General features: G+C 72.1%; 19 protein-coding genes, 1 tRNA gene and 3 pseudogenes. 12 read left to right on the forward strand and 11 right to left on the reverse strand.

Going from position 1 to position 19,208, the window contains the following annotated elements:
- The first annotated feature begins 110 nt into the window (after nt 1-110).
- Nucleotides 111-677, forward strand: coding sequence for a flavin reductase family protein (locus tag ACFWFZ_RS24750; protein ID WP_387125046.1), 567 nt, complete (start codon nt 111-113; stop codon nt 675-677).
- 93 nt (nt 678-770) lie between these two features.
- Here ACFWFZ_RS24750 and arfB read toward each other — a convergent pair whose 3' ends face one another.
- Nucleotides 771-1,196 carry an alternative ribosome rescue aminoacyl-tRNA hydrolase ArfB gene (gene arfB / locus ACFWFZ_RS24755; protein WP_387125047.1) on the reverse strand — a complete coding sequence of 142 codons (426 nt, stop codon included), beginning with the start codon at nt 1,194-1,196 and terminating at the stop codon, nt 771-773.
- Nucleotides 1,197-1,353: 157 nt separating this feature from the next.
- Between arfB and ACFWFZ_RS24760 the strand changes: the two genes are divergently transcribed.
- Nucleotides 1,354-1,929: a TerD family protein gene (locus tag ACFWFZ_RS24760; RefSeq protein ID WP_387125048.1), complete on the forward strand. Its 576-nt coding sequence runs from the start codon at nt 1,354-1,356 to the stop codon at nt 1,927-1,929.
- A 105-nt stretch (nt 1,930-2,034) separates the two neighbouring features.
- Nucleotides 2,035-2,559: a GNAT family N-acetyltransferase gene (locus tag ACFWFZ_RS24765; RefSeq protein WP_387125049.1), complete on the forward strand. Its 525-nt coding sequence runs from the start codon at nt 2,035-2,037 to the stop codon at nt 2,557-2,559.
- 73 nt (nt 2,560-2,632) lie between these two features.
- Here ACFWFZ_RS24765 and ACFWFZ_RS24770 read toward each other — a convergent pair whose 3' ends face one another.
- Together ACFWFZ_RS24770 and ACFWFZ_RS24775 are read right to left on the reverse strand one after the other, a co-directional pair.
- Entirely contained in the window at nt 2,633-4,045 is a 1,413-nt protein-coding gene (locus tag ACFWFZ_RS24770) for a M1 family metallopeptidase (RefSeq protein WP_387125051.1), read from the reverse strand.
- A gap of 32 nt (nt 4,046-4,077) precedes the next feature.
- Entirely contained in the window at nt 4,078-4,638 is a 561-nt protein-coding gene (locus ACFWFZ_RS24775) for a heme-binding protein (RefSeq protein WP_387125052.1), read from the reverse strand.
- Between the two features lie 244 nt (nt 4,639-4,882).
- Between ACFWFZ_RS24775 and ACFWFZ_RS24780 the strand changes: the two genes are divergently transcribed.
- From ACFWFZ_RS24780 to ACFWFZ_RS24790, 3 genes are all read left to right on the forward strand, one after another.
- Nucleotides 4,883-6,115 carry a sensor histidine kinase gene (locus ACFWFZ_RS24780; RefSeq protein WP_387125053.1) on the forward strand — a complete coding sequence of 411 codons (1,233 nt, stop codon included), beginning with the start codon at nt 4,883-4,885 and terminating at the stop codon, nt 6,113-6,115.
- On the forward strand, nt 6,112-6,735 hold the full coding sequence (locus tag ACFWFZ_RS24785; RefSeq protein ID WP_350998726.1) for a response regulator transcription factor: 624 nt from the start codon (nt 6,112-6,114) through the stop codon (nt 6,733-6,735). The genes ACFWFZ_RS24780 and ACFWFZ_RS24785 overlap by 4 nt, the downstream gene beginning before the upstream one ends.
- A gap of 87 nt (nt 6,736-6,822) precedes the next feature.
- Complete coding sequence (locus ACFWFZ_RS24790; RefSeq protein ID WP_387125055.1) at nt 6,823-7,326, forward strand: hypothetical protein; 504 nt, start codon at nt 6,823-6,825, stop codon at nt 7,324-7,326.
- Nucleotides 7,327-7,341: 15 nt separating this feature from the next.
- Here ACFWFZ_RS24790 and ACFWFZ_RS24795 read toward each other — a convergent pair.
- The 4 genes and pseudogenes from ACFWFZ_RS24795 to ACFWFZ_RS24810 form a co-directional block, all read right to left on the reverse strand.
- Nucleotides 7,342-8,331, reverse strand: a pseudogene (locus ACFWFZ_RS24795) (glycoside hydrolase family 26 protein); the annotation flags it as partial.
- A 228-nt stretch (nt 8,332-8,559) separates the two neighbouring features.
- Complete coding sequence (locus tag ACFWFZ_RS24800) at nt 8,560-9,234, reverse strand: pentapeptide repeat-containing protein (protein ID WP_387125057.1); 675 nt, start codon at nt 9,232-9,234, stop codon at nt 8,560-8,562.
- A 40-nt stretch (nt 9,235-9,274) separates the two neighbouring features.
- The gene (locus ACFWFZ_RS24805) at nt 9,275-9,748 is read right to left on the reverse strand and encodes a GNAT family N-acetyltransferase (RefSeq protein WP_387125059.1); all 474 of its coding nucleotides are present in this window, start codon (nt 9,746-9,748) and stop codon (nt 9,275-9,277) included.
- A gap of 19 nt (nt 9,749-9,767) precedes the next feature.
- Complete coding sequence (locus ACFWFZ_RS24810; RefSeq protein ID WP_387125061.1) at nt 9,768-10,667, reverse strand: aminoglycoside phosphotransferase family protein; 900 nt, start codon at nt 10,665-10,667, stop codon at nt 9,768-9,770.
- Between the two features lie 109 nt (nt 10,668-10,776).
- On the opposite strand from ACFWFZ_RS24810, the pseudogene ACFWFZ_RS24815 reads away from it, so the two are divergent.
- Nucleotides 10,777-11,124 (forward strand): annotated as a pseudogene (locus ACFWFZ_RS24815) (FAD-dependent oxidoreductase); the annotation flags it as partial.
- Nucleotides 11,125-11,216: 92 nt separating this feature from the next.
- On the opposite strand, the gene ACFWFZ_RS24820 reads toward ACFWFZ_RS24815, so the two are convergent.
- Nucleotides 11,217-11,292 (reverse strand) — tRNA-Thr (locus ACFWFZ_RS24820).
- Between the two features lie 288 nt (nt 11,293-11,580).
- On the opposite strand from ACFWFZ_RS24820, the pseudogene ACFWFZ_RS24825 reads away from it, so the two are divergent.
- A pseudogene (locus ACFWFZ_RS24825) lies at nt 11,581-11,652 on the forward strand (helix-turn-helix domain-containing protein); the annotation flags it as partial.
- A gap of 548 nt (nt 11,653-12,200) precedes the next feature.
- The gene (locus tag ACFWFZ_RS24830; RefSeq protein ID WP_387125063.1) at nt 12,201-12,836 is read left to right on the forward strand and encodes an RNA-guided endonuclease TnpB family protein; all 636 of its coding nucleotides are present in this window, start codon (nt 12,201-12,203) and stop codon (nt 12,834-12,836) included.
- Nucleotides 12,837-13,053: 217 nt separating this feature from the next.
- Here the strand turns inward: ACFWFZ_RS24830 and ACFWFZ_RS24835 are convergent, their stop codons facing one another.
- Nucleotides 13,054-13,734, reverse strand: coding sequence for a hypothetical protein (locus ACFWFZ_RS24835; RefSeq protein WP_387125065.1), 681 nt, complete (start codon nt 13,732-13,734; stop codon nt 13,054-13,056).
- Between the two features lie 173 nt (nt 13,735-13,907).
- On the opposite strand from ACFWFZ_RS24835, the gene ACFWFZ_RS24840 reads away from it, so the two are divergent.
- The 3 genes from ACFWFZ_RS24840 to ACFWFZ_RS24850 all read left to right on the forward strand — a co-directional run bounded on the left by ACFWFZ_RS24840 (nt 13,908) and on the right by ACFWFZ_RS24850 (nt 16,401).
- Entirely contained in the window at nt 13,908-14,996 is a 1,089-nt protein-coding gene (locus ACFWFZ_RS24840; RefSeq protein ID WP_387125067.1) for an ABC transporter ATP-binding protein, read from the forward strand.
- A gap of 205 nt (nt 14,997-15,201) precedes the next feature.
- Nucleotides 15,202-15,615: a hypothetical protein gene (locus tag ACFWFZ_RS24845; RefSeq protein ID WP_030771129.1), complete on the forward strand. Its 414-nt coding sequence runs from the start codon at nt 15,202-15,204 to the stop codon at nt 15,613-15,615.
- Between the two features lie 27 nt (nt 15,616-15,642).
- Nucleotides 15,643-16,401, forward strand: a complete 759-nt coding sequence (locus ACFWFZ_RS24850) for an NDP-sugar synthase (RefSeq protein ID WP_387125069.1) — start codon at nt 15,643-15,645, stop codon at nt 16,399-16,401.
- A 178-nt stretch (nt 16,402-16,579) separates the two neighbouring features.
- On the opposite strand, the gene ACFWFZ_RS24855 is transcribed toward ACFWFZ_RS24850, so the two are convergent.
- Together ACFWFZ_RS24855 and rlmB are read right to left on the reverse strand one after the other, a co-directional pair.
- Complete coding sequence (locus ACFWFZ_RS24855) at nt 16,580-18,085, reverse strand: DoxX family membrane protein (protein WP_387125071.1); 1,506 nt, start codon at nt 18,083-18,085, stop codon at nt 16,580-16,582.
- Nucleotides 18,086-18,227: 142 nt separating this feature from the next.
- Nucleotides 18,228-19,199 (reverse strand): 23S rRNA (guanosine(2251)-2'-O)-methyltransferase RlmB, encoded by a 972-nt coding sequence (gene rlmB / locus ACFWFZ_RS24860; RefSeq protein ID WP_387125073.1) that lies wholly within the window; start codon nt 19,197-19,199, stop codon nt 18,228-18,230.
- Nucleotides 19,200-19,208: the final 9 nt, after the last annotated feature.

A 19,208-nucleotide genomic window follows, 5' to 3' on the forward strand; every position in this document is an offset into this window, starting at 1 on the left:
CCGCATTCTCGTGAGCAAACGATACGCCTGAGGCCTAGGACGAGGAGTGGGGGCGCGACTCGGACCATGGCCCGATGTGCCGTACGGGAGGGTGAGATTAGCGTTTCAACGTGCTGAAGACGACCCCCGTACCCGCCCCGCCCGACGCCAGCCCCCATGCTGAGGGGGTGAGCAATGACGAGTTCCGCGCCGCGATGTCCCGGCTGGCCGCGGGCGTGTGCCTGATCACGGCCCACGAGATCCCGCTGACGGCCGACGGCCCGCGCGGCGAGGACGTCGGCATGACGGCGACCGCCTTCCTGTCCGTGTCCCTGGACCCGCCCCTGGTCCTGGTGAGCCTGCGCGAGGGCTCCCGCATGGACGACCTGCTGGCGGAGCAGCCGCTGTGGGCGGTCTCCGTCCTCGCCGACCACCAGCTCCAGATCGCAGGCCGCTTCGCCATGAAGGGCCGCATCAGCGACCGGCTGCTCTTCGCCGACCTGCCCTACGTACGCGGCGAGGCCTCCGGCGCGCCCCTGCTGAGCGGCGCCCTCGCCACCCTGGAGTGCCGTACGGAGAAGCGCGTCGAGGCGGGCGACCACACCCTGGTGATCGGCCGGGTCCTGACGGCCGCGCTGCCGTCCCCGGACTCGCCGCCGCTGGCGTACTTCCGCGGGCGCTACCGGCACCTGGGCTGAGCCCGGCCCTCAGCCTCGGCCCCGGCTCCCGGCCCTCGGCTCCCGCCGCGAGGGCTTGCAGGGGGGACTCCGCAGCGGGGGATCCCGCGGCGGCTACCAGTCCCGGCCGGCGCGGCCCCGCTTGGTCTCGGCCCGCGCCTTCTTCTCCCGCAGCCGCCGCTCGTTGATCCCGCGCGGGATCTTCGTCGGCCGGCGCTGCCTGGGCGGCGGCGCCGTCGCCTCGGCCAGCAGCGAGGCCAGCCGGACCAGCGCCATCTCCCGGTTGCGCAGCTGCGAGCGGTGCTCGGAGGCCCGTACGGTGACCACCCCGCCCACCAGCCGGCCCGCGAGGCGCTCCAGCGCCCGCTCCTTCCAGACCTCGGGCAGCGCCTTGGTCGCCGCCAGGTCGAACATCAGCTCCACGCGCGAGTCCGAGGTGTTCACGTGCTGCCCGCCGGGCCCGGAGGACCGCGAGAAACGCCAGGACAGCTCCCCCTCGGGGAGCGCGACCGAACCGCGGATGACATAAGGACCAGGCATGCCCCCTATGATCCGTGCCCGCCCGCTCCGCGTCACCCGCATTTGCCGTCATCCGGAATTCACGCCGGGAACCCGACAGGCCTCTCGTCGCGTTATAGGGGTCAGCGGTAGTTTGACCGCCTGTACATGCATGTCGGATGAGGAAAGGGACATTCCCATGGCTGTCAGCCTGTCCAAGGGCGGCAACGTCTCGCTCACGAAGGAGGCCCCGGGCCTCGCTGCCGTCACGGTCGGTCTCGGCTGGGACGTCCGCACCACGACCGGTGTCGACTTCGACCTCGACGCATCGGCCATCGCCGTGAACGCGATGGGCAAGGTCGTCTCCGACGGCCACTTCGTCTTCTTCAACAACAAGTCCACCCCGGACCAGACCATCGTCCACACCGGTGACAACCGCACCGGCGAGGGCGCCGGCGACGACGAGGCCATCAACGTCAACCTCGCGGGCCTGCCCGCCGACGTCGACAAGATCGTCTTCCCGGTCTCGATCTACGACGCCGAGAGCCGCAGCCAGAACTTCGGCCAGGTCCGCAACGCCTACATCCGCGTCGTGAACCAGGCCGGCGGCGTCGAGATCGCCCGCTACGACCTCTCCGAGGACGCGGCGACCGAGACCGCCATGGTCTTCGGCGAGCTCTACCGCAACGGCGCGGAGTGGAAGTTCCGCGCGGTCGGCCAGGGCTACGCCTCCGGCCTCACCGGCATCGCGCAGGACTTCGGCGTCAACGTCTGAGCCCACCGGGCCTGCCGGTCCGCCGCTGAGCGGACCCGCGGACACCGGCGGGTGCGAAGCCCCCTCCCGACCGGGGAGGGGGCTCGCTTCGCTACCGTTCCCCAGGTGATCCTCCAACCGCTGGTCCCCGTGGACGGCGCCCTCCCCGGCCCGGTCCTGACCGAGATCGCCGCCCTCTACTCGACCAACCACGCCTTCTTCGAACTCAGCGGCGACTTCCCCGATCCGAACCGCATCACGGTCGAACAGGTCGCGGCCGCCCTCGCCGGCGAACTCTCCCACGACAGCGCGGAGATCCTCCTCGCCCGCAGCGCCGGCCGCCTCGTCGGCCTCGCCGCCACCCTGGCCCACAACCCGGCCGCCACCCCCGGGGACGACGACCCCTGGATCGGCCTGCTGCTCATCGACGCCACCGCGCACCGCGAGGGATACGGCCGCGCCGTGGCCACCCTGGTCGAGGACCGCTTCCGCGCCGCCGGACGCAGCGGCGTACAGATCGCCGTACTGGACAACCACCCCGAGGGCCTCGCCTTCTGGCGCTCCCAGGGGTACTCCCCCGTACGCCGCGCCAAGGACCGCGCACGGGGCCGCGACTGCACGGTGCTGCGCAAAGCCCTCGGCACGGCGTAGCGGAGCAGCGGAGCAGCGGAGCAGCGGAGCAGCGGAGCAGCGGAGCAGCGGAGCAGCGGAGCAGCGGACAGGCCTACTTCGGCCGGGCCTCCCCGTACAGCCAGACGTCCCAGACCTTCTCCAGGTCGTGGCCGGTCCGCTCCTGCGCGTAGGCGGTGAAGTCGGCCGTACTCGCGTTCCCGTGCCGGTGGTCGGTGGCCCAGCCGCGCACCAGGGCGAAGAACTTCTCGTCGCCCACCTCCTGCCGGATCCGGTGCAGGACCATCGCGCCGCGCTGGTAGACCGGGCTCGCCGAAATGTCCTCGGGCCCGGGCGGGTCGGCCGGCGGGAAGGCGGCCCAGTCGGACTCGGCGGCCGCGTCGACGTCCGTGTCACCGCTCAGGAGGGCGTCGAAGTGCTCCTGCGCCGTGGGCCCGCCGTGGTCCTCGTCCCACAGCCACTCGGCGTAGGTCGCGAAGCCCTCGTTGAGCCACATGTCCTTCCAGGTCTTCGGCGACACCGAGTTGCCGAACCACTGGTGGGCCAGCTCGTGCAGCACCAGCGCCTCGTCCCCGGGCGCACCCGGGTACACCGGCTTGGTCTGCGTCTCCAGCGCGTAGTCGAGAGTCCCGGCGGGCAGCACGACCGCACCCGCCGTACCGAAGGGGTAGGGGCCGAACCGGCGGCCGCCCCACTCCAGCATCTCCGACTGCCGCGCCAGCGAACTCTCGCTCGCGGCCGCCTCCTGCGGCGACACCGCGTTGTAGAGGGCCACCCCGGAGGGCGTACGCCCCGTGGTCACCTTGTACGGGCCGACGACGGCCGTGGCCAGGTAGCTCGCCATCGGCTCCGGATTGTGCCACGCAAACTGCGTGCGCCCGTCGGCCACTTCGACCCGGGACTTCAACTCCCCGTTGGACACGGCCTCATAGCCGTGCGGGACGTTGATCGTGATGTCGTAGGCGGCCTTGTCGCTGGGATGGTGGTTGCCGGGGAACCAGGTCATCGACCCGACCGGCTCGCCGACGCCGACCGCGCCGTCCTCACCCGCGATCCAGCCCTCCTTGGAGCCGTCCGCGTCCGTGAGGGCCCTGGGCCGCCCGCTGTAGCCGACCTCCGTGCGGAAGACCTGGCCCTTCTTCAGGTCGTCGGCCGGGCGCACCGTCAGCTCGTTGCCGGTCCGGTTGAACCGGGCCGCCTCACCGTCGACGCTCACGTCCTCCACGCGCAGGCCGCTGAGGTCGAGGTTGAAGGAGCTGAGCCCCTGCTCGGCGTGCGCGGTGATGACGGCCGTACCGTGCAGCACCCCGTCGGCGGGGTCGTAGTCCAGGTCCAGCGCGTAGTGCTCGACCTGGTAGCCGCCGTTGCCGGCCTTGGGGAAGTACGGGTCGCGCAGCCCCGCCGCCCCCGGCCGCCCCTGCACCGGGCCTCCCGTGCACGCCGTGGTGACGGCGAGCAGGGCGGCGACGGCAGGGGCGGCGAGACGGGGGAGTGCGCGGCGGTCCACACGCTCGATCCTAAGCGGGCAAACCGCACTCTTTACTTGCCGAGCGCGTCGACGCCTGCCTTGGCGAACTTCTCGTCCAGGTCGCCGCTCGGGGCGCCGGCCACACCGATGCCGGCGACGGGCGCGCCGTTCGCCTGGACCGGGGTGCCGCCACCGAGGAAGAGGGTTCCGGGGATGTCCTTCAGGTTCGGGGCCTGGGCGAGACGGCCCACGAGCACCGAGGTCGGAGCGTTCCAGGACACGGCGGTGTACGCCTTGCGCTGCGCCGACTCGTAGGACTGCGGGCCGGCGCCGTCGCCGCGCAGGGTGACGATGGTGTTGCCGTTGCGATCCACCACCGCGACGGTCACCTTCTGGTTCTCCGCCACGGCGGCCTTGAGGGCGGCCTGGGCGGCGCGGGTGGCGGCGTCGACGGTCAGGTGGGTCGTCGTGGTGAAGTTCTTGTCGCTCGGGCCGTCCTTCTTCGCCGGGACGGCGGCGGCCCGGGCGGTGGTGGAGGCGGGGGTCGCGCTGGCGCTCACGGCACCGAAGGCTCCGGCGCCCAGGGCGACGGCGAGGGCGGTACCGGTGAGAACGCGGGTGCGGGTGTTCATCTCTGCTGCTCCTGAGAACGGTGACACGGTGACGGCTTCGGGTCGGTCCGGGCCGGTCGGACCGGCTCCTTCACTGCTCCAAGCCTCTCCCCGCACCCCCTTCCGCCCCGTCCGCGTACCGGCTCGCCCCGCCCACCGCACCGGCTGACCCAGGGGTCAACCGATCGGCCGATGCGGATGGCCTCCGGCGGGGAAACCATCGGCCTGGGCGGGCGCCGCCCCGGCCACGGCGCCGCAGGCGACAATGGACGCAACCCCCGCACACCAGGAGCACCCGGTGAGTCACCCCGCGATCAGGCCGGACACCCGAACCCTCGCGACGGTCGCACACACCGCCTTCTTCCTCCTCCTCGGCGCCTCCGTGGCCCGCTTCCTGCTGCGCCACCCCGGCGAACCCCGCACCCCCTGGGTCCTCGCCCTCAGCATCACCCTGGCCCTGCTCTACGTACTCGGCCCCGTGCTCGGCCCCTCACTCGGCCCCTCACTCGGCGCCACGCCGGGCGCAGCCCCCACCCGCCGCCGCCTCCTCTGGCTCGGCCTGGTCGTCACCACCTGGGCCGTCCTCGTCGTCCTCGCGCCGAGCTTCGCCTGGTGCGCCGTACCCCTCTTCTTCACCGCCCTGCGCACCCTCCCCCCGCGCGCCGCCGTCGTCCTGGTGGCCCTCCTCACCGCATTCGTCGTGACCGCCCAGCTCCAGCTGTCCAAGTCCTTCGACCCCAACCTGCTCCTCGCCCCGCCCGCCGTCGCCGCCCTCGCCACCGCCGTCTTCGTCCACATGGAACGCCAGGCCCAGGCCCAGCGCGCGCTGATCGACGACCTGATCCGGACCCGCCGGGAGCTGGCCGCCACCGAGCGCCGCGAAGGCACCCTCGCGGAGCGCCAACGGCTCTCCATGGAGATCCACGACACCCTCGCCCAGAACCTCTCCAGCCAGCAGATGCTCCTCCAGGCCGCCGACCGCACCTGGGACACCGACCCCGCCACCGCCCGCGCACACGTCCGGACCGCCACCGGCATCGCCGCACACGGCCTCGCCGAGGCCCGCCGCCTGGTCCACGACCTGGCCCCGTCCGAGCTCGCCGACGGCGCCGGCCTCGCCGACGCCCTGCGCGCCCTCGACGCCGGCCCCGACATCAAGGTCCGCTTCCACCTCGAAGGCGCCCCGGCCCCTCTCCCGGACCGCGTCCAGTCCGCCCTGCTGCGCATAGCCCAGGGCGCCCTCGCCAACGTCCGGGAGCACTCCGGCGCCCGTACGGCCGCGCTCACCCTCAGCTTCCTCGGCGACCAGGTGGTGCTCGACATCGCCGACGACGGCCACGGCTTCACCGAACCCCGCACCGACACCGACGGGCGCGGACACGGCCTCCCGGCGATGCGGGCCCGCGTCCGCCAGCTGGGCGGCACCCTGACCATCGAATCCACCCCGGGCGAGGGCACCGTCCTCTCCGCGGCCATCCCCCTGGAGCCCGCTCCATGACCACGATCCTGCTCTGCGACGACCACGTGGTGGTCCGCGCCGGCCTCCTGGCCCTCCTCGGCAGCGAACCCGACATCGAGGTCCTCGGCGAGGCGGGCAGCGGCGAGGAGGCGGTCGCCCTGGCCGCCAAACTCCACCCCGACGTGGTCCTGATGGACCTCCAGCTCGGCGAGGGCATCGACGGCGTCGAGGCCACCCGCCGCATCACCGCGCTCCCGCGCCCCCCGCACGTCCTCGTCCTCACCACCTACGACACGGACGCGGACATCACCCGGGCCATCGGCGCGGGCGCCACCGGCTACCTCCTCAAGGCGGAACGCCCCGAGGAGCTCTTCGCCGCGATCCACTCGGCCGCCCAGGGCCGCACCACCCTCTCCGCACCGGTCGCGAGCCGCGTGATGGCCCACATGCGCGGCGGCCGCCCCACCCTCACCGACCGCGAACTCGACATCCTCGGACAGCTCGCACGCGGCCTCGGCAACCGCGACATCGCCCGCGCCCTGTTCATCAGCGAGGCCACGGTCAAAACCCACCTGGGGCGCATCTACGACAAGCTCGGCGTCGACACCCGCGCGGGCGCCGTCTCCGTCGCGAAGGAACAACGCCTCCTCCCCTCCTGAGCCGGCCCCCCTGAACCGGCCCCCCTGACGCGCCCCTCCCCCGGTCCGGGGTGGGGGCCCTCGGGCACCCGTGACACCATCGGGTACGTGCTCGACATCGGCTACTCCCTCTCCCGGCGCTTCCCCGACCCCCCGCAGACCGACTACCGCTCGGCGGACGTCCACACGCTGCGCCACGACCTGTTCTGCGGGGACGTGTACCTCGCCGACACCAACTCCGACCGGGAAGTGTCCACAGCCTGGGGATGGGTCCCCGTACTGGACTTCGCCTGGGCCCTGTGCGACATCGTCGAGCAGCTCGACCAGGACCCGCGCGGCAGCCGCTCCGCCAACCGCCAGTACGCCGAGATCGACTTCACCGAGTCCACGGACCGCATGCTCTTCGAGCGCCGCTTCGGCTGGGTCGACGTCGAGGCCGACTGGATGCCGGCCGAGGAGGCCCCGCTGACCTTCAGCCACCGGCTGCTGCGGCGCGAAGCCCGCGATTTCCTGCACGACCTGCTCGCGGACCTGATCGACATGCATGACGGCCTCGCCGACAACCCGGCCATCTGGACCCTCCAGGCCCGCTTCCCCCGCGTCGCGGCGTAGTCAGACCCGTCCGCCGGACAGGAACTCCCGGAACACCTGGGCCGAGCGCGGGTTCTGCCCGCACTGCCACACGCCGTGCGGGCAGTAGTCGGTGATGCTGTGGTAGAGCGGCTCGTGCTCGGCGAACCAGGCCAGCATGCCCCGCACGTACTCGGGATCGTCGCCGCGCCGGAACAGGCCCCACTCGGGGTACGAGATCCGCTTGCCGTGCGCCCTCGCGAAATCGACCTGCCGCTGCAGTCCGTAGGGCTGCGTGACCTGCTCGTCGAAGGTACGGCCGGGCTCCTGGTCGTAGGAATCCATCCCGACGATGTCCACCACGTCGTCACCGGGATAGCAGCTCGTCCAGGCAATCGCGTCACCCCCGCGGTTGGGGGCGTAGTCGAAACGGAACCGCTGCCCCTCGACCGAACGCATGGCGGCCACGATGCGCCGCCAGTACGTCTTCCAGTTCCCGGGATCCGGACGGCAACGGTGGGTGTAGTGGAAGCCGTTCATCTCCCAGCCGAGCACGATCACCGTGTCCGGCACCCCCAGGCCGACCAGCCGCCCGGCCAACCGCCGGAAGTGTTCGTCGTTCGCCCCGCGAGCGCCGGCGCGGATCAGCTCCGCGACCCGGCCGTCGGGGACACCGGCCTCGTTGCGCTCCTGCATGGGCACGTTCAGGACGAACAGCCGATCGGCCCTCTCCTTGCGCCACCGCGCCCACGTGCGCAGGGAATCCGGCGCCCCCTCGATGTTCGCCCAGGTGTCGCCGGGCAGATAGGTGTGCCCGGCGCGCAGCTCCGTCCCGCCGAGCCAGCGCGAGAACTCCTCCATCCGCTCGACGCCGGGCGAGCCGTAGTGGAGGTAGGCGCCCACGGCCGTCCCCCCGGCCGCCGCCCCCGGGCCGCCCCCGGACCCGGCTCGCGGCGGCCGTACGCCGGCGAAGCTCCCGACGACGAGCAGGGCGACGGCAACCGTGCCGCCGCAGGCGCCCGCCAACAGGCGGAACCGATGGGACATGACACCTCCACAGGCCTCGTGCACCGGTGCATCTGCCTGCACGTTAGGCACCCGCCCCGGTGACCCGCCCGTCCGGACACCCGAGAGCTCGGCCATTCGACGCAGCCACCCGCGCCCGCCCGGCGCACGACTCCAGCCCCGGCACGCAACTCCAGCCCCGCCGGAGTGGACGCGGGGGCCCGGGGGCAGCACCCCCGCAACGGCGCCGCACAAGACCCGGAGGCCCGCCTACGGCAGCACCCGCACCCCCAGCTGGGAAGCGAGCGCCGGCGCCAGGTCGAACAGCTGCGCCGGGCTGATCACCGCCCCGGCCAGCGCATCCACCCCCCGCGCGATCTCCAGTACGGCGGCCTCCCGCAGATCCACGTCCGCCATCCGCACCCCGGAGAAGTCCACCCCCCGCAGCGCGCAGTCCCGGAACTCCACCCGCTCCAGCACCGCACCCCCGAAGTCCGGCTCCACCAGCACGCACCCCTCGAAGACCACGTCCCGCAGCCGCGCCTTCCGCAGGTTCAGGTAGTCGATCTTGCCGCCCCGGACCACCACCCGCTCCAGCCCGGCCCCGTGCAACTGCACCCCGCCCAGGCGCGCGTCCACCAGCTCCACGTCCCGCAGCGAGGCCCCCGACAGGTCGGTCCCCACCCCGCGGACCCCTTCCAGCACCGAATCCAGGATCCGCGCCTTCGCCAGCCCCGCCTCGTCCAGCGCGCAGCGCCGCACCGCGCAGTCCATGAACCGGGCCCCGACCCCCTCCTGCCCCGCCAGGTCCAGGTCCGCGAACTCCACCCCGTCGTAGTCCCCGTCCGGCTCCAGCTCCCGCCCCTCCCAGGGCGCCAGCTCCGGCAGCCGCAGCTCCGGCCTCCGCGCCGCCTTCACCGACTCCTGCCGCCCGTTTCGCACCATGCCCCCATGGTGACCGACCGCACTGACAACACCCCCGACGCTACCCGGCTCCGAGCTCCGCCAGCGCCCCGTCCGTCAGCCGGTACACCGACCACTCCTCCTGCGGCCGCGCGCCCAGGGCCTCGTAGAAGGCGATCGTCGGCGCGTTCCACTTCAGGACCGACCACTCAAGCCGCTCGTAGCCGCGCTCGACACACGTACGCGCCAGCTCCGCCAGCAGCGCCTTGCCGTACCCGCCACCGCGCACGCCCGGCCGTACGTACAGGTCCTCCAGATAGATGCCGTGCACCCCGCGCCACGTCGAGAACGACAGGAACCACACCGCGAACCCGACGACCTCCCCGTCCGCGGTCTCCGCCACATGCGCGAACACCGCCGGCCGCTCCCCGAACAGCGCCTCCCGCACCTGCTCTTCGGTGGCCCGCGCCTCGTGCGGCACCTTCTCGTACTGCGCGAGCTCACGGATCATCGCGTGGATGACGGGGACATCGGCCACTTCAGCACTCCGGATCATGCCGGCAGCCTAGGTCGGATCACCGCCCCAGCAGCAGCTGCGCGGCCGCCAACTGCTTTTCGTCCAGCCGCTCTTCGCCGTCCTCCACGTCCCACAGGCAGTTCTGCAGCACCCGGCCCAGCGTCCAGGCCCGCGCCCGCTCCCGGTCCAGCCCGGCCGCCCCCGTCAGCAGGTCGAACCGCCACCGCACGTCCTCCGCACGGAAGTTGTTGATGATCGCCGGCATCAGGTCGAAGCCGGGGTCGCCGGCCAGCGGCTTCGGGTCGATTGCCAGCCAGGGCTCCCGGCCGCCCGAGAGCACGTTCTCGTAGTGCAGGTCCCAGTGCAGCAGCCGGTCCCCGGGCTCGCCCGCCACCTCCGCGACCGCGGCCGCGCAGTCCCGCAACAGCCGCCGGTCCCGCTCGTCCACCAGCCGCTCCAGCGCCTGCGGCACCTCCTCCAGCATCCCCGCGGCCATGTCCCCGAGCCCGCGCAGCCCCGCCGGAGCGGGCACCGCCGTCAGTCGCGCCAGCAACTCCCCGATCACCCGCACCGCCTGCCGCGCGTCCCGCCGCGCGAGGTCCGCCAGGTCACGCCCCGCGTCCAGCCGCTCCAGCAGCAGCGTGCCGGTGTCCACGTCGTGGTCCAGCAGCCGTACGCAGCCGTCCCCGTCCCAGGCGCGCAGCGCGACCGGCTCCCCCACGCACTCCTCGTCCAGCGACACCAGCTTCAGGACTGCCCCGCTGCCGTCGGCCCGCTCCACCGGCAGCACCAGGGCCGTCACCCCGTGCATCACCGGCCCGGTACGCCGCAGCCGCCACCGCTCCAGGAACTCCGCCGCCCGTGCGGGCAACGCGGCGATGAACTCCCGCCCGGCGTCCCCGTTGAACCAGACCTGCGCCTCGACCAGCCCGTCCGGAATCTCCGCGATCTCAACCATGGCGTGACGCTAGCGCCCTTCCCCTGTGGGGTGCTCGGCAGCACGCGGCTCGCCCTGCGGGCGGCTCGGCGGTACCGGTCTGGTCGCTCCGGGGTGCGGTTTGCCCTGCGGACGGGAGGTCCTGGGCGACATGGCCCACGCGTGCATGCACGCGCAGCTGACCTCCGACGACCGCATCGCGATCGGCGGATGCGGGGTCCCGTACCGCTTCGGCTCGCGCTTCGACCACGGCGGCCGTACCCTGCGCGACCTGGTCCTCGGCGAGTCCACCGAGCTGACCACCCTGCCGTGGGTGAACCACCGAGTCCGCCGCTGGGAGCCGGATCCCTTCCGCTGGCTCGGCGTACAGGCCCTCTACGCCGCCTACCGCGAGGCGGACCGCCGGGAGGCGGCCGCCCAGGCCCCGACGACGGCACCCCTGGCCCGCCTGGCCGACCGCGTCTCGGGCCGCCACTGACGGCGCACGAAAAACCCGGAAGGCCCCGGACGATCGCCCGGGGCCTTCCGCATGTGTACGAACTCCCTTGATCAGAAACCTCTGACCTGGGATGGAGCCGCCTATCGGAATCGAACCGATGACCTACGGGTTACAAAGCCGTTGCTCTACCAACTGAGCTAAGGCGGCACAAAACCACCCACAACCGCACTGCGTGTGGGGCCGCCATCACTCTACACAGCGCCCGTTTCCCCGAGCCATCGCATTGAACCCGCACCCGTAACCACTCACGCATACGTTCGTCGAACGGACTGGTGTGCCGTTCTGAAGATCAGATCGCGGGAGGGGCGATGGCGGACCGCATGACGGGGGGAGGCGGCCCGGCGCGTCAAGCGCGAACTCCTCGGGGTGGGCGAACGAACCGAACACCGGACCCGGTCCGCCCCACGCGTGAAGGGTTCGATAAGGCAGCCGGGCATGCAACAGCGCGCCTACCGGTTTCGCTTCTATCCGACCGCCGATCAGGCGGCACAGCTCCAGCGAACCTTCTGTGCCTGTCGCTGGGTCTACAACGAAGGCCTCTCCCTCCGGGAGAGAGCCTGGGAAGACCACAGCTTGTCCCTCGGCTTCGCGGAAACCTGCCGAGCCCTGACCGGGTGGAAGCGCACACCGGATACAGCTTGGCTGCAGGAGCCCTCTTCCACGGTCCTCCAGCAGGCGCTACGGCACCTCGACGCCGCGTTCTCGCGGTTCTTCAAGGGGTCAGCGAAGTACCCTCAGCGGAAGTCGAGGCACCGGTCGAAGGACTCGGCGACCTACGTGCGCACCGCTTTCCGGTGGAACGAGGACCCAGAGCGTCCGGGGACAGCCTCGGTCACCCTCGCCAAGCAGACGGCCCCGCTGGATGTGCGTTGGTCCCGCGCACTTCCGCAAGGCCGGTTACCGGTGAAACTGACCGTAACCCGCGACCGCGCCGGCCGGTGGTTCCTTTCCGTGCTGGTGGAGGAAGTGATCGTCCCGCTACCCGAGTCGTTGATGTCGGGCAGCGCGAACCCAAGGCCGTCGGCCTGGACCTCGGGCTCGCCACTCTGGTCACTTTGGACAGCGGGGAGAAACTCTCGCATCCCCGCCTGCTGGCGAAGTACCAGAACCAGCTGGCGTCCCTGCAACGCGACCTGCACCGGAAGGAGAAGGGTTCGAAGAACCGAGGGAAGGCGCGGGAACGGATCGCCCGCTTGTACGCCAAGATCGGTGATGTCCGTCGTGACCTGCTGGACCAGTTCACGACCCGCCTCGTGCGCGAGAACCAAGTACTCGTGGTGGAGGACCTGCCGATCATCAACCTCATGCGGGGCGCGACAGGCAAGGGCAGGCGCCGCAAGGCCGGGCTGAACCGGTCGATCACCGATGCCGCCTGGGGCGAGCTGCTGCGGCAGCTCCAGTACAAGTGCGCAAGGTACGGCCGGACGCTGGTGGTAGTGGACCGGTTCTTCCCATCGACCCGGCGGTGCTCCGCCTGCCACTCGAAGCGGCCGAAGATGGACGTCTCCGTCCGCGAGTGGACCTGCGCGGAATGCGGAACCGCCCACGACCGTGACACGAATGCGGCGGTGAACCTTCGCGACGAAGGGATGCGGCTCTACTGGACGGCGGCTTCCGCGCTGCCACCCGGACGCGTGGCACCGAGCATGATCAGGGCTTCGGAGCTGGTGGATCCCGCACCAGCGGCGTAATGAAGTGCGGTACGGACCGACGGGCTGTCGGCCGCCAGGCCTGTGGAGCCTGCATAAGACCGACTGGTGTGACTTTCAGGGTCGTACCGGTCGGCTGCGGGCGTTGAAGCAGGAAGCGCTGCTCGTGAGGGCAGTGGTGCGCCGAAAGGCGCAGAAGCCAAAAGTGCGCTGCTCTGGCCGGACTGGGCAAAGGAGGCACGGCACACCCCTCGGCGCGTCAGCACTCCACGGGGTACCCCGTCGCCGCCACCGCTGCGGCCACCACGGTGGGGTCCGCCGTCGGGTTCAGGGTCTTGGTCACCTCGGCCGTGAGGGGGCGCAGGGCGTAGACGTGGCGGACCGCTGCGAGGTCGGGCCGCCGCGCGTAGTACCTCTCCGCGAAGGCGTGGTAGGCCTCCGGGGTGCCGGCCGCCAGGACGTGGAAGAGGTGGCCGGCGCCGTCGTCGTCGTGCTCCCCGTACTCCACCGGCCCTGCCCACCAGGCGGTGTCGTGCGCCTCCCGCCAGAAGACGACCGTGGCCACCTGCACCTCGTCGTCGCAGAAGGCCGGCTCGTCGAGCAGCGGCCGGAAAACCTCCGGCAGGGTGTCCACCAGCCCGGGCCACAGGGCCATGTCCTCGTTCGTGTAGGGGCTCATGGAGGACTCGTGGTCGAAGCCGCGGCCGAAGACCCCGTCGGGGGTGAAGAGGACCGTGTATTCGTCACCTGCGCCGTTGTCCATCAGCCCGGCCTCGGTCCCCGGGCCCCACCCGGGGTCGTAGTCGAAGTAGCTCCCGCCCCGGCCGCCCATCAGGACGTCCAGGGCCGCGAGCGCTCTGCAGCGGTCGCGCAGGACGGGGACGTCCGGGAGGACGGTGATCAGTTCGTGGACGGTGCTCGGGCGCGGTGTCGCGGTCATGCGCGTCATCCAAGCAGGCGGGTCCGACAGATCGCACAAAGTTCGAAGTCACGACCGCGCGGTGCTGACAGCGGCGGGCACGACGGGTAGCGTCGGGCGGAGTCCGGATTCTGGACTAGACCTTCCACTCGGATCGTCCGGCACGTTCCTGCCGGTAGAAGGGATTCATCACCATGGCTTCTGTCACCTTCGACAAGGCGACCCGTCTGTACCCGGGCGGCGACAAGCCCGCCGTCGACCAGCTGGAGCTGGAGATCGAGGACGGCGAGTTCCTCGTTCTCGTCGGCCCCTCGGGCTGCGGCAAGTCCACCTCGCTGCGCATGCTCGCCGGCCTGGAGGACGTCAACGGCGGCGCCATCCGCATCGGTGACCGCGATGTCACCCACCTGCCGCCCAAGGACCGGGACATCGCGATGGTGTTCCAGAACTACGCGCTCTACCCGCACATGAGCGTCGCCGACAACATGGGCTTCGCGCTCAAGATCGCCGGCGAGGACAAGGCCACCATCCGCAGGAAGGTGGAGGACGCGGCCAAGATGCTGGACCTCACCCAGTACCTGGACCGCAAGCCGAAGGCGCTCTCCGGCGGCCAGCGCCAGCGCGTCGCCATGGGCCGCGCGATCGTCCGCAAGCCGCAGGTGTTCCTGATGGACGAGCCGCTGTCGAACCTCGACGCCAAGCTCCGCGTCTCGACGCGTACGCAGATCGCGGCCCTCCAGCGCGACCTCGGCATCACCACCGTCTACGTCACCCACGACCAGGTCGAGGCCATGACCATGGGCGACAGGGTGGCCGTGCTCAAGGACGGTCTGCTCCAGCAGGTCGACACCCCGCGCAACATGTACGACCGCCCCGCGAACCTCTTCGTCGCCGGCTTCATCGGCTCCCCGGCCATGAACCTGGTCGAGGTCCCGATCACCGACGGCGGCGTGAAGTTCGGCGACAGCGTCGTCCCGGTGTCGCGCGCGGCGCTGTCCGCCGCGGCCGACGCGGGCGACCGCACCGTCACGGTCGGCGTCCGCCCGGAGCACTTCGACGTCGCCGAGACCGGCGGTCTGACCATCACCGTGAACGTCGTCGAGGAGCTCGGGGCCGACGGCTACGTCTACGGCTCGACCTCGGCCGCCGAGGGCTCGCAGGACCTCGTCGTCCGCGTGGGCGGCCGCCAGGTCCCGGAGAAGGGCTCCAGCCTGCACATCGTGCCGCGGGCCGACGAGATCCACGTCTTCTCGACCTCTTCCGGGCAGCGACTGTCCGACTAGTCGTACCGGCAAGGAGGTTGGAGGGGCGTCCCGCCAAGGGACGCCCCTCCGCCGTTCGTTGCCGGAGGACATCCCGCAGGAACCCCGGCAGACCGGGCCATTCGGGCGGGGTCGTCAACCCGCAATTCGAAAAGCCACGTCGAACCATCCCCCGACAGGGTGACTAAATGTCGCCAAATCTTCACCGAGCGCTACTCTCGCCCTCGTGACCCACACTGCCCGCCGTATCGGCCGTTCCCTCGCCCTGGTCCTGCCCGTCGTCCTGGTCCTGTCCGGGACCCTCGCGGTCACGATGGTCCCTTGGGCGGACACTTCCTCCTCCCAGCTCGTGACCGCTTCCGCCGAAGGCGTCTCCACGCCCGCGAAGCCACGCGCCGCCCACGAGGTGCTGCGCACGCAGCTCGTCGGCGAACTGCAGCAGGGCCAGGAGCCGGACGACGTCCTGACCCACCTCCAGCAGGAGGTGAACCGCCGGCCGTCGCTCGCCGAGCACTGCGTGGGGATCGCCCGGGCGCTCGGACGCGCCGCCGTCGAGGCGTACGGCCCCACGAAGGCCCAGTCGTTCGCCCGCCCCGTCTGCGACACCTCGTACGCCTCCGGCGTCGCCTCCATGGGCTGACACGCGCCCCGTCCCTACGCTGGCCGCATGACCCACGACCCCCGATCCGCCTCCTCCGCAGCCGCGTTCCCCGCCGCCCCCGCCCAGGCAGTCGTCCTGGCGGGCGGCCAGGGGTCGCGGCTGCGTCCGTACACCGACGACCGCCCCAAGCCGATGGTGGAGATCCCGGGGACCGGGCTGCCGATCATCGGGCACCAGTTGGCCTGGCTGGCGGCCGAGGGGGTCACCGACGCCGTGGTCTCGTGCGGCCACCTCGCCGGGGTGCTCCAGGAGTGGCTGGCCGAGGCGCCGTTGCCGCTCCGCGTGACCACGGTGGTCGAGGAGGAGCCGCTGGGACGCGGCGGCGGCCTCAAGTACGCCGCGCGGCACCTCCCGGACCCCGAGGGGGCCTGGTACGCGACGAACGGCGACGTCTGGACGCGCTTCTCGCTCCGGGAGATGGCGGCCTTCCACGCCGAGCGCGGGGCGGTCGCGACGCTCGCGCTGGCCCGGCCGCGGATCCCGTGGGGGGTGGTGGAGACCAACGCGTTCGGGCACGTACTGGACTTCATCGAGGCCCCGCCGTCGCCCTATCCGGTGAACGCCGGCGTGTATGTCTTCGGGCCCGAATTCGCCGCCCTGTTGCCGGACTTGGGGGACCACGAGCGCACCACCTTCCCGCGCCTGGCGCGGGAGCGGCGGCTGGCGGGCTTCCCGCTGCCCCAGGGCGCCTACTGGCGGGCGATCGACACGGCCAAGGACCTCATCGAGGCGGCACGGGAGTTGGCCGCGCAGACGGGCGCCTGAGGCCCTCCACGGCCCCGGTCTCCGCGTCTTCCGCGTCTCCGCGCACGGCCCGGCCTCCCCGCCACAGCCCCCGCCCGGCACGGAACCTGCCCCGCCCGGCACGGAACCCGCACACACCGCAGGGGCCCGGCACGCTCTCGCGTACCGGGCCCCTGTGTGCCGGCCCCTGGCGGAGGGCTCAGCCGATGAGCCCGCCGATCAGGCCGGGCTGCTTGGTCGGAGCGGTGCTTCCCCTGCTCGTGGTGCTCCCCGACGAGGAGGACGGCGCCTTCGGCGCCGCGGACTGCCGGGGCGTGCTGCGCGGGGTCTGCTTGCCGGTCGTGCCCCGGGTCGCGGTGGGCGACTCCGAGCCCGTCCCCGCGGCCTCCCGGGAGGGTGCGCCCGATGCGGTCCTGCCGGCCTTGGCGGACGGGGTGGGCGTCGGCGAGGACGACTGCCGGTTCGGCTGCTGCGGTGCGGGCTGCTGCTTGGCCGGCGCCTGCGGCAGCGGGCGGCCCGGCAGGTAGTTGCTGGGGGCCTCGCCAGGCCCGGGGACGGTGACCACGGTGGTGGAGCGGACGGCGCCGCCGAGGAGCGAGCCGATGAGCAGGGTGAGTCCGCAGACGACGGTCGCCATGATCGCCCCGCGCCGCAGCACACGGCGGCGCAGCCGCCAGACCTCGGAGCGGGGGCCGAGGGTGCGCCAGGCCTCGCCGGCGAGGCGCCCGTCGAGGGAGTAGACCGGGGCGCCCGCGATGATCAGCGGGCTCCAGGCGGCGAGGTAGATGATGTCGGGCGCGTCGTAGGCCGGGACGGTCTTCCAGCTGACCGTCATCAGCAGCGCGGCGGACAGCAGCGCCCCGAAGCAGGCGGCGAACCGCTGCCACAGGCCGAAGACCGTCAGCACGCCGACGATGACCTGGAGGAAGGCCACGCTGAGGCCCGCCCCCACCGGGTGCGCGAGCGCGAAGTCGCGCAGCGGCTCGGCCAGCGCCCACGGGGTCAGGGTGTGCAGCCAGGTGACCATGGAGCCGCGCTCGCCGCCGTCGAAGTAGACGGGGTCGCACAGCTTGCCCATGCCGGCGTAGATGGAGATGAAGCCGAGGAAGACGCGCAGCGGGAGCAGCACGACACCGAGGTTCATCCGGCGGCCGGGGTAGTAGGAGGCCTGCGCGCGGTTGTCGCCCGCGAGGCGCCGGGATTCCGGTCCGGTACCGGCGGCCCCGGAGCCGGGCGGCTGCTCGTACGGGAGGTCCCGTACGGCGGCCAGGGGGCGCGTTTCGGCGGGGTCCCCGTAGCTGCGCTGGCCGATGACGGTCGGCGTGGCGAGGGTGTCCTCGGCGAGGTCGTGGGCCATGTCGACGCGCGGGATGACCTGGGTGGCGCCGCCGTCGTGCTCGTCGTGGCCGCGTACGGCCTGGAGCAGTCCGCCCATGGCCGCGGCGGCGTCGCCGGTGTCGGACTTGCCGCTCCAGACCACGGGGGCCCGGCGGCGGGTGGCCCCGGCGGCCGCCACCACGGCGCCGCCCAGGACGGGCGCGCGGCCGGGGGCCTTCGCGGGCTTGGAACGCGCGCTCGGGCTCGGTGCGAGCCGCACGCGGAAGCTGGCGTGGTTGACGATGACCTGTGCGGGGTCGCACGGCACCTTGACCATGCTCAGCGCGGGCTGGTCGTCGAACCCTGACGTTCTGGTGTCCACACTCATCTAACCGAGTGATCAGTGTTTAGGACACTGCCTTGACATCAGGGATCTGTCCGAGACCCGTCAAGATCAAGCCACCCCGCCCGAAACGGGCGGGGTGACACGCTCACGGGTCACTTTCCGTGAGCCAAGTGGATCAAGGCGATCAGGTACGGGGCTGCGCTGCGCGGCGGCGGGCCGCCTCGTAGAGCACGACGCCCGCGGCGACACCGGCGTTGAGGGACTCGGCGCCGCCCGGCATCGGGATGCGCACGAGGTAGTCGCAGTTCTCGCCGACGAGGCGGCCCAGGCCCTTGCCCTCGGAGCCGACGACGATGACGACCGGGCCGCCGAGCGCCTCCAGGTCCTGCACCTCGTGCGTGCCCTCGGCGGCGAGGCCGACGACGGCGATGCCGGCCTTCTTGTACTCCTGCAGGGCGCGGGTGAGGTTGGTGACGCGGGAGACCGGGGTGCGGGCGGCGGTGCCGGCCGAGCTCTTCCAGGCACCGGCGGTCATGCCGGCGGCGCGGCGCTCGGGGATGACCACGCCGTGGCCGCCGAAGGCGGAGACGGAGCGGACGATGGCGCCGAGGTTGCGCGGGTCGGTGACGCCGTCGAGGGCGACGATGAGGGGGTCCTCGCCGTTGTCGTAGGCCTCGGCGGTGAGGTCCTCCGGGTGCGCGTACTCGTACGGCGGGACCTGGAGGACCAGGCCCTGGTGGTTGAGCCCGTTGGTCATGCGGTCGAGTTCGGGGCGCGGGGCTTCCATCAGGTTGACGTTGCCGCGCTCGGACGCGAGCTGGAGGGCTTCGCGGACGCGCTCGTCGTTGTCGATGAACTGCTGGACGTAGAGGGTGGTGGCCGGAACGCCGTCGCGCAGCGCCTCGAAGACCGGGTTGCGGCCGACGACCATCTCACTGGTGCCCTTGGGGCCGCCGCGGCGCGGCGCCGGACGGCGCTTGGCCGCCTGGCGGGCCATGGCGTTGGCGATGCGGTTCGCCTTGTGCTTCTTGCGGTCCTCGGCCTTGGGCGTGGGGCCCTTGCCCTCCAGGCCCTTGCGCCGCTGGCCACCGCTGCCGACCGTCGCGCCCTTCTTGTTGGACGTGCGGCGGTTCCTGCGCTGGCTGTTCCCGGCCATGACCTCTAC

It is taken from the genome of Streptomyces sp. NPDC060232 (assembly GCF_042726555.1).
Taxonomy (GTDB): domain Bacteria; phylum Actinomycetota; class Actinomycetes; order Streptomycetales; family Streptomycetaceae; genus Streptomyces.

Excerpts from the sequence above, each read along its gene's own strand:
- ACFWFZ_RS24810 (WP_387125061.1), bottom strand. The coding sequence starts at position 10,667 with ATGGTTGAGATCGCGGAGATTCCGGACGGGCTGGTCGAGGCGCAGGTC.
- ACFWFZ_RS24840 (WP_387125067.1), top strand. The coding sequence starts at position 13,908 with ATGGCTTCTGTCACCTTCGACAAGGCGACCCGTCTGTACCCGGGCGGC.
- ACFWFZ_RS24835 (WP_387125065.1), bottom strand. The coding sequence starts at position 13,734 with ATGACCGCGACACCGCGCCCGAGCACCGTCCACGAACTGATCACCGTC.
- ACFWFZ_RS24785 (WP_350998726.1), top strand. The coding sequence starts at position 6,112 with ATGACCACGATCCTGCTCTGCGACGACCACGTGGTGGTCCGCGCCGGC.
- ACFWFZ_RS24780 (WP_387125053.1), top strand. The coding sequence starts at position 4,883 with ATGGACGCAACCCCCGCACACCAGGAGCACCCGGTGAGTCACCCCGCG.
- ACFWFZ_RS24805 (WP_387125059.1), bottom strand. The coding sequence starts at position 9,748 with ATGATCCGGAGTGCTGAAGTGGCCGATGTCCCCGTCATCCACGCGATG.
- ACFWFZ_RS24760 (WP_387125048.1), top strand. The coding sequence starts at position 1,354 with ATGGCTGTCAGCCTGTCCAAGGGCGGCAACGTCTCGCTCACGAAGGAG.
- rlmB (WP_387125073.1), bottom strand. The coding sequence starts at position 19,199 with ATGGCCGGGAACAGCCAGCGCAGGAACCGCCGCACGTCCAACAAGAAG.
- arfB (WP_387125047.1), bottom strand. The coding sequence starts at position 1,196 with ATGCCTGGTCCTTATGTCATCCGCGGTTCGGTCGCGCTCCCCGAGGGG.
- ACFWFZ_RS24775 (WP_387125052.1), bottom strand. The coding sequence starts at position 4,638 with ATGAACACCCGCACCCGCGTTCTCACCGGTACCGCCCTCGCCGTCGCC.
- ACFWFZ_RS24855 (WP_387125071.1), bottom strand. The coding sequence starts at position 18,085 with ATGAGTGTGGACACCAGAACGTCAGGGTTCGACGACCAGCCCGCGCTG.
- ACFWFZ_RS24800 (WP_387125057.1), bottom strand. The coding sequence starts at position 9,234 with ATGGTGCGAAACGGGCGGCAGGAGTCGGTGAAGGCGGCGCGGAGGCCG.
- ACFWFZ_RS24850 (WP_387125069.1), top strand. The coding sequence starts at position 15,643 with ATGACCCACGACCCCCGATCCGCCTCCTCCGCAGCCGCGTTCCCCGCC.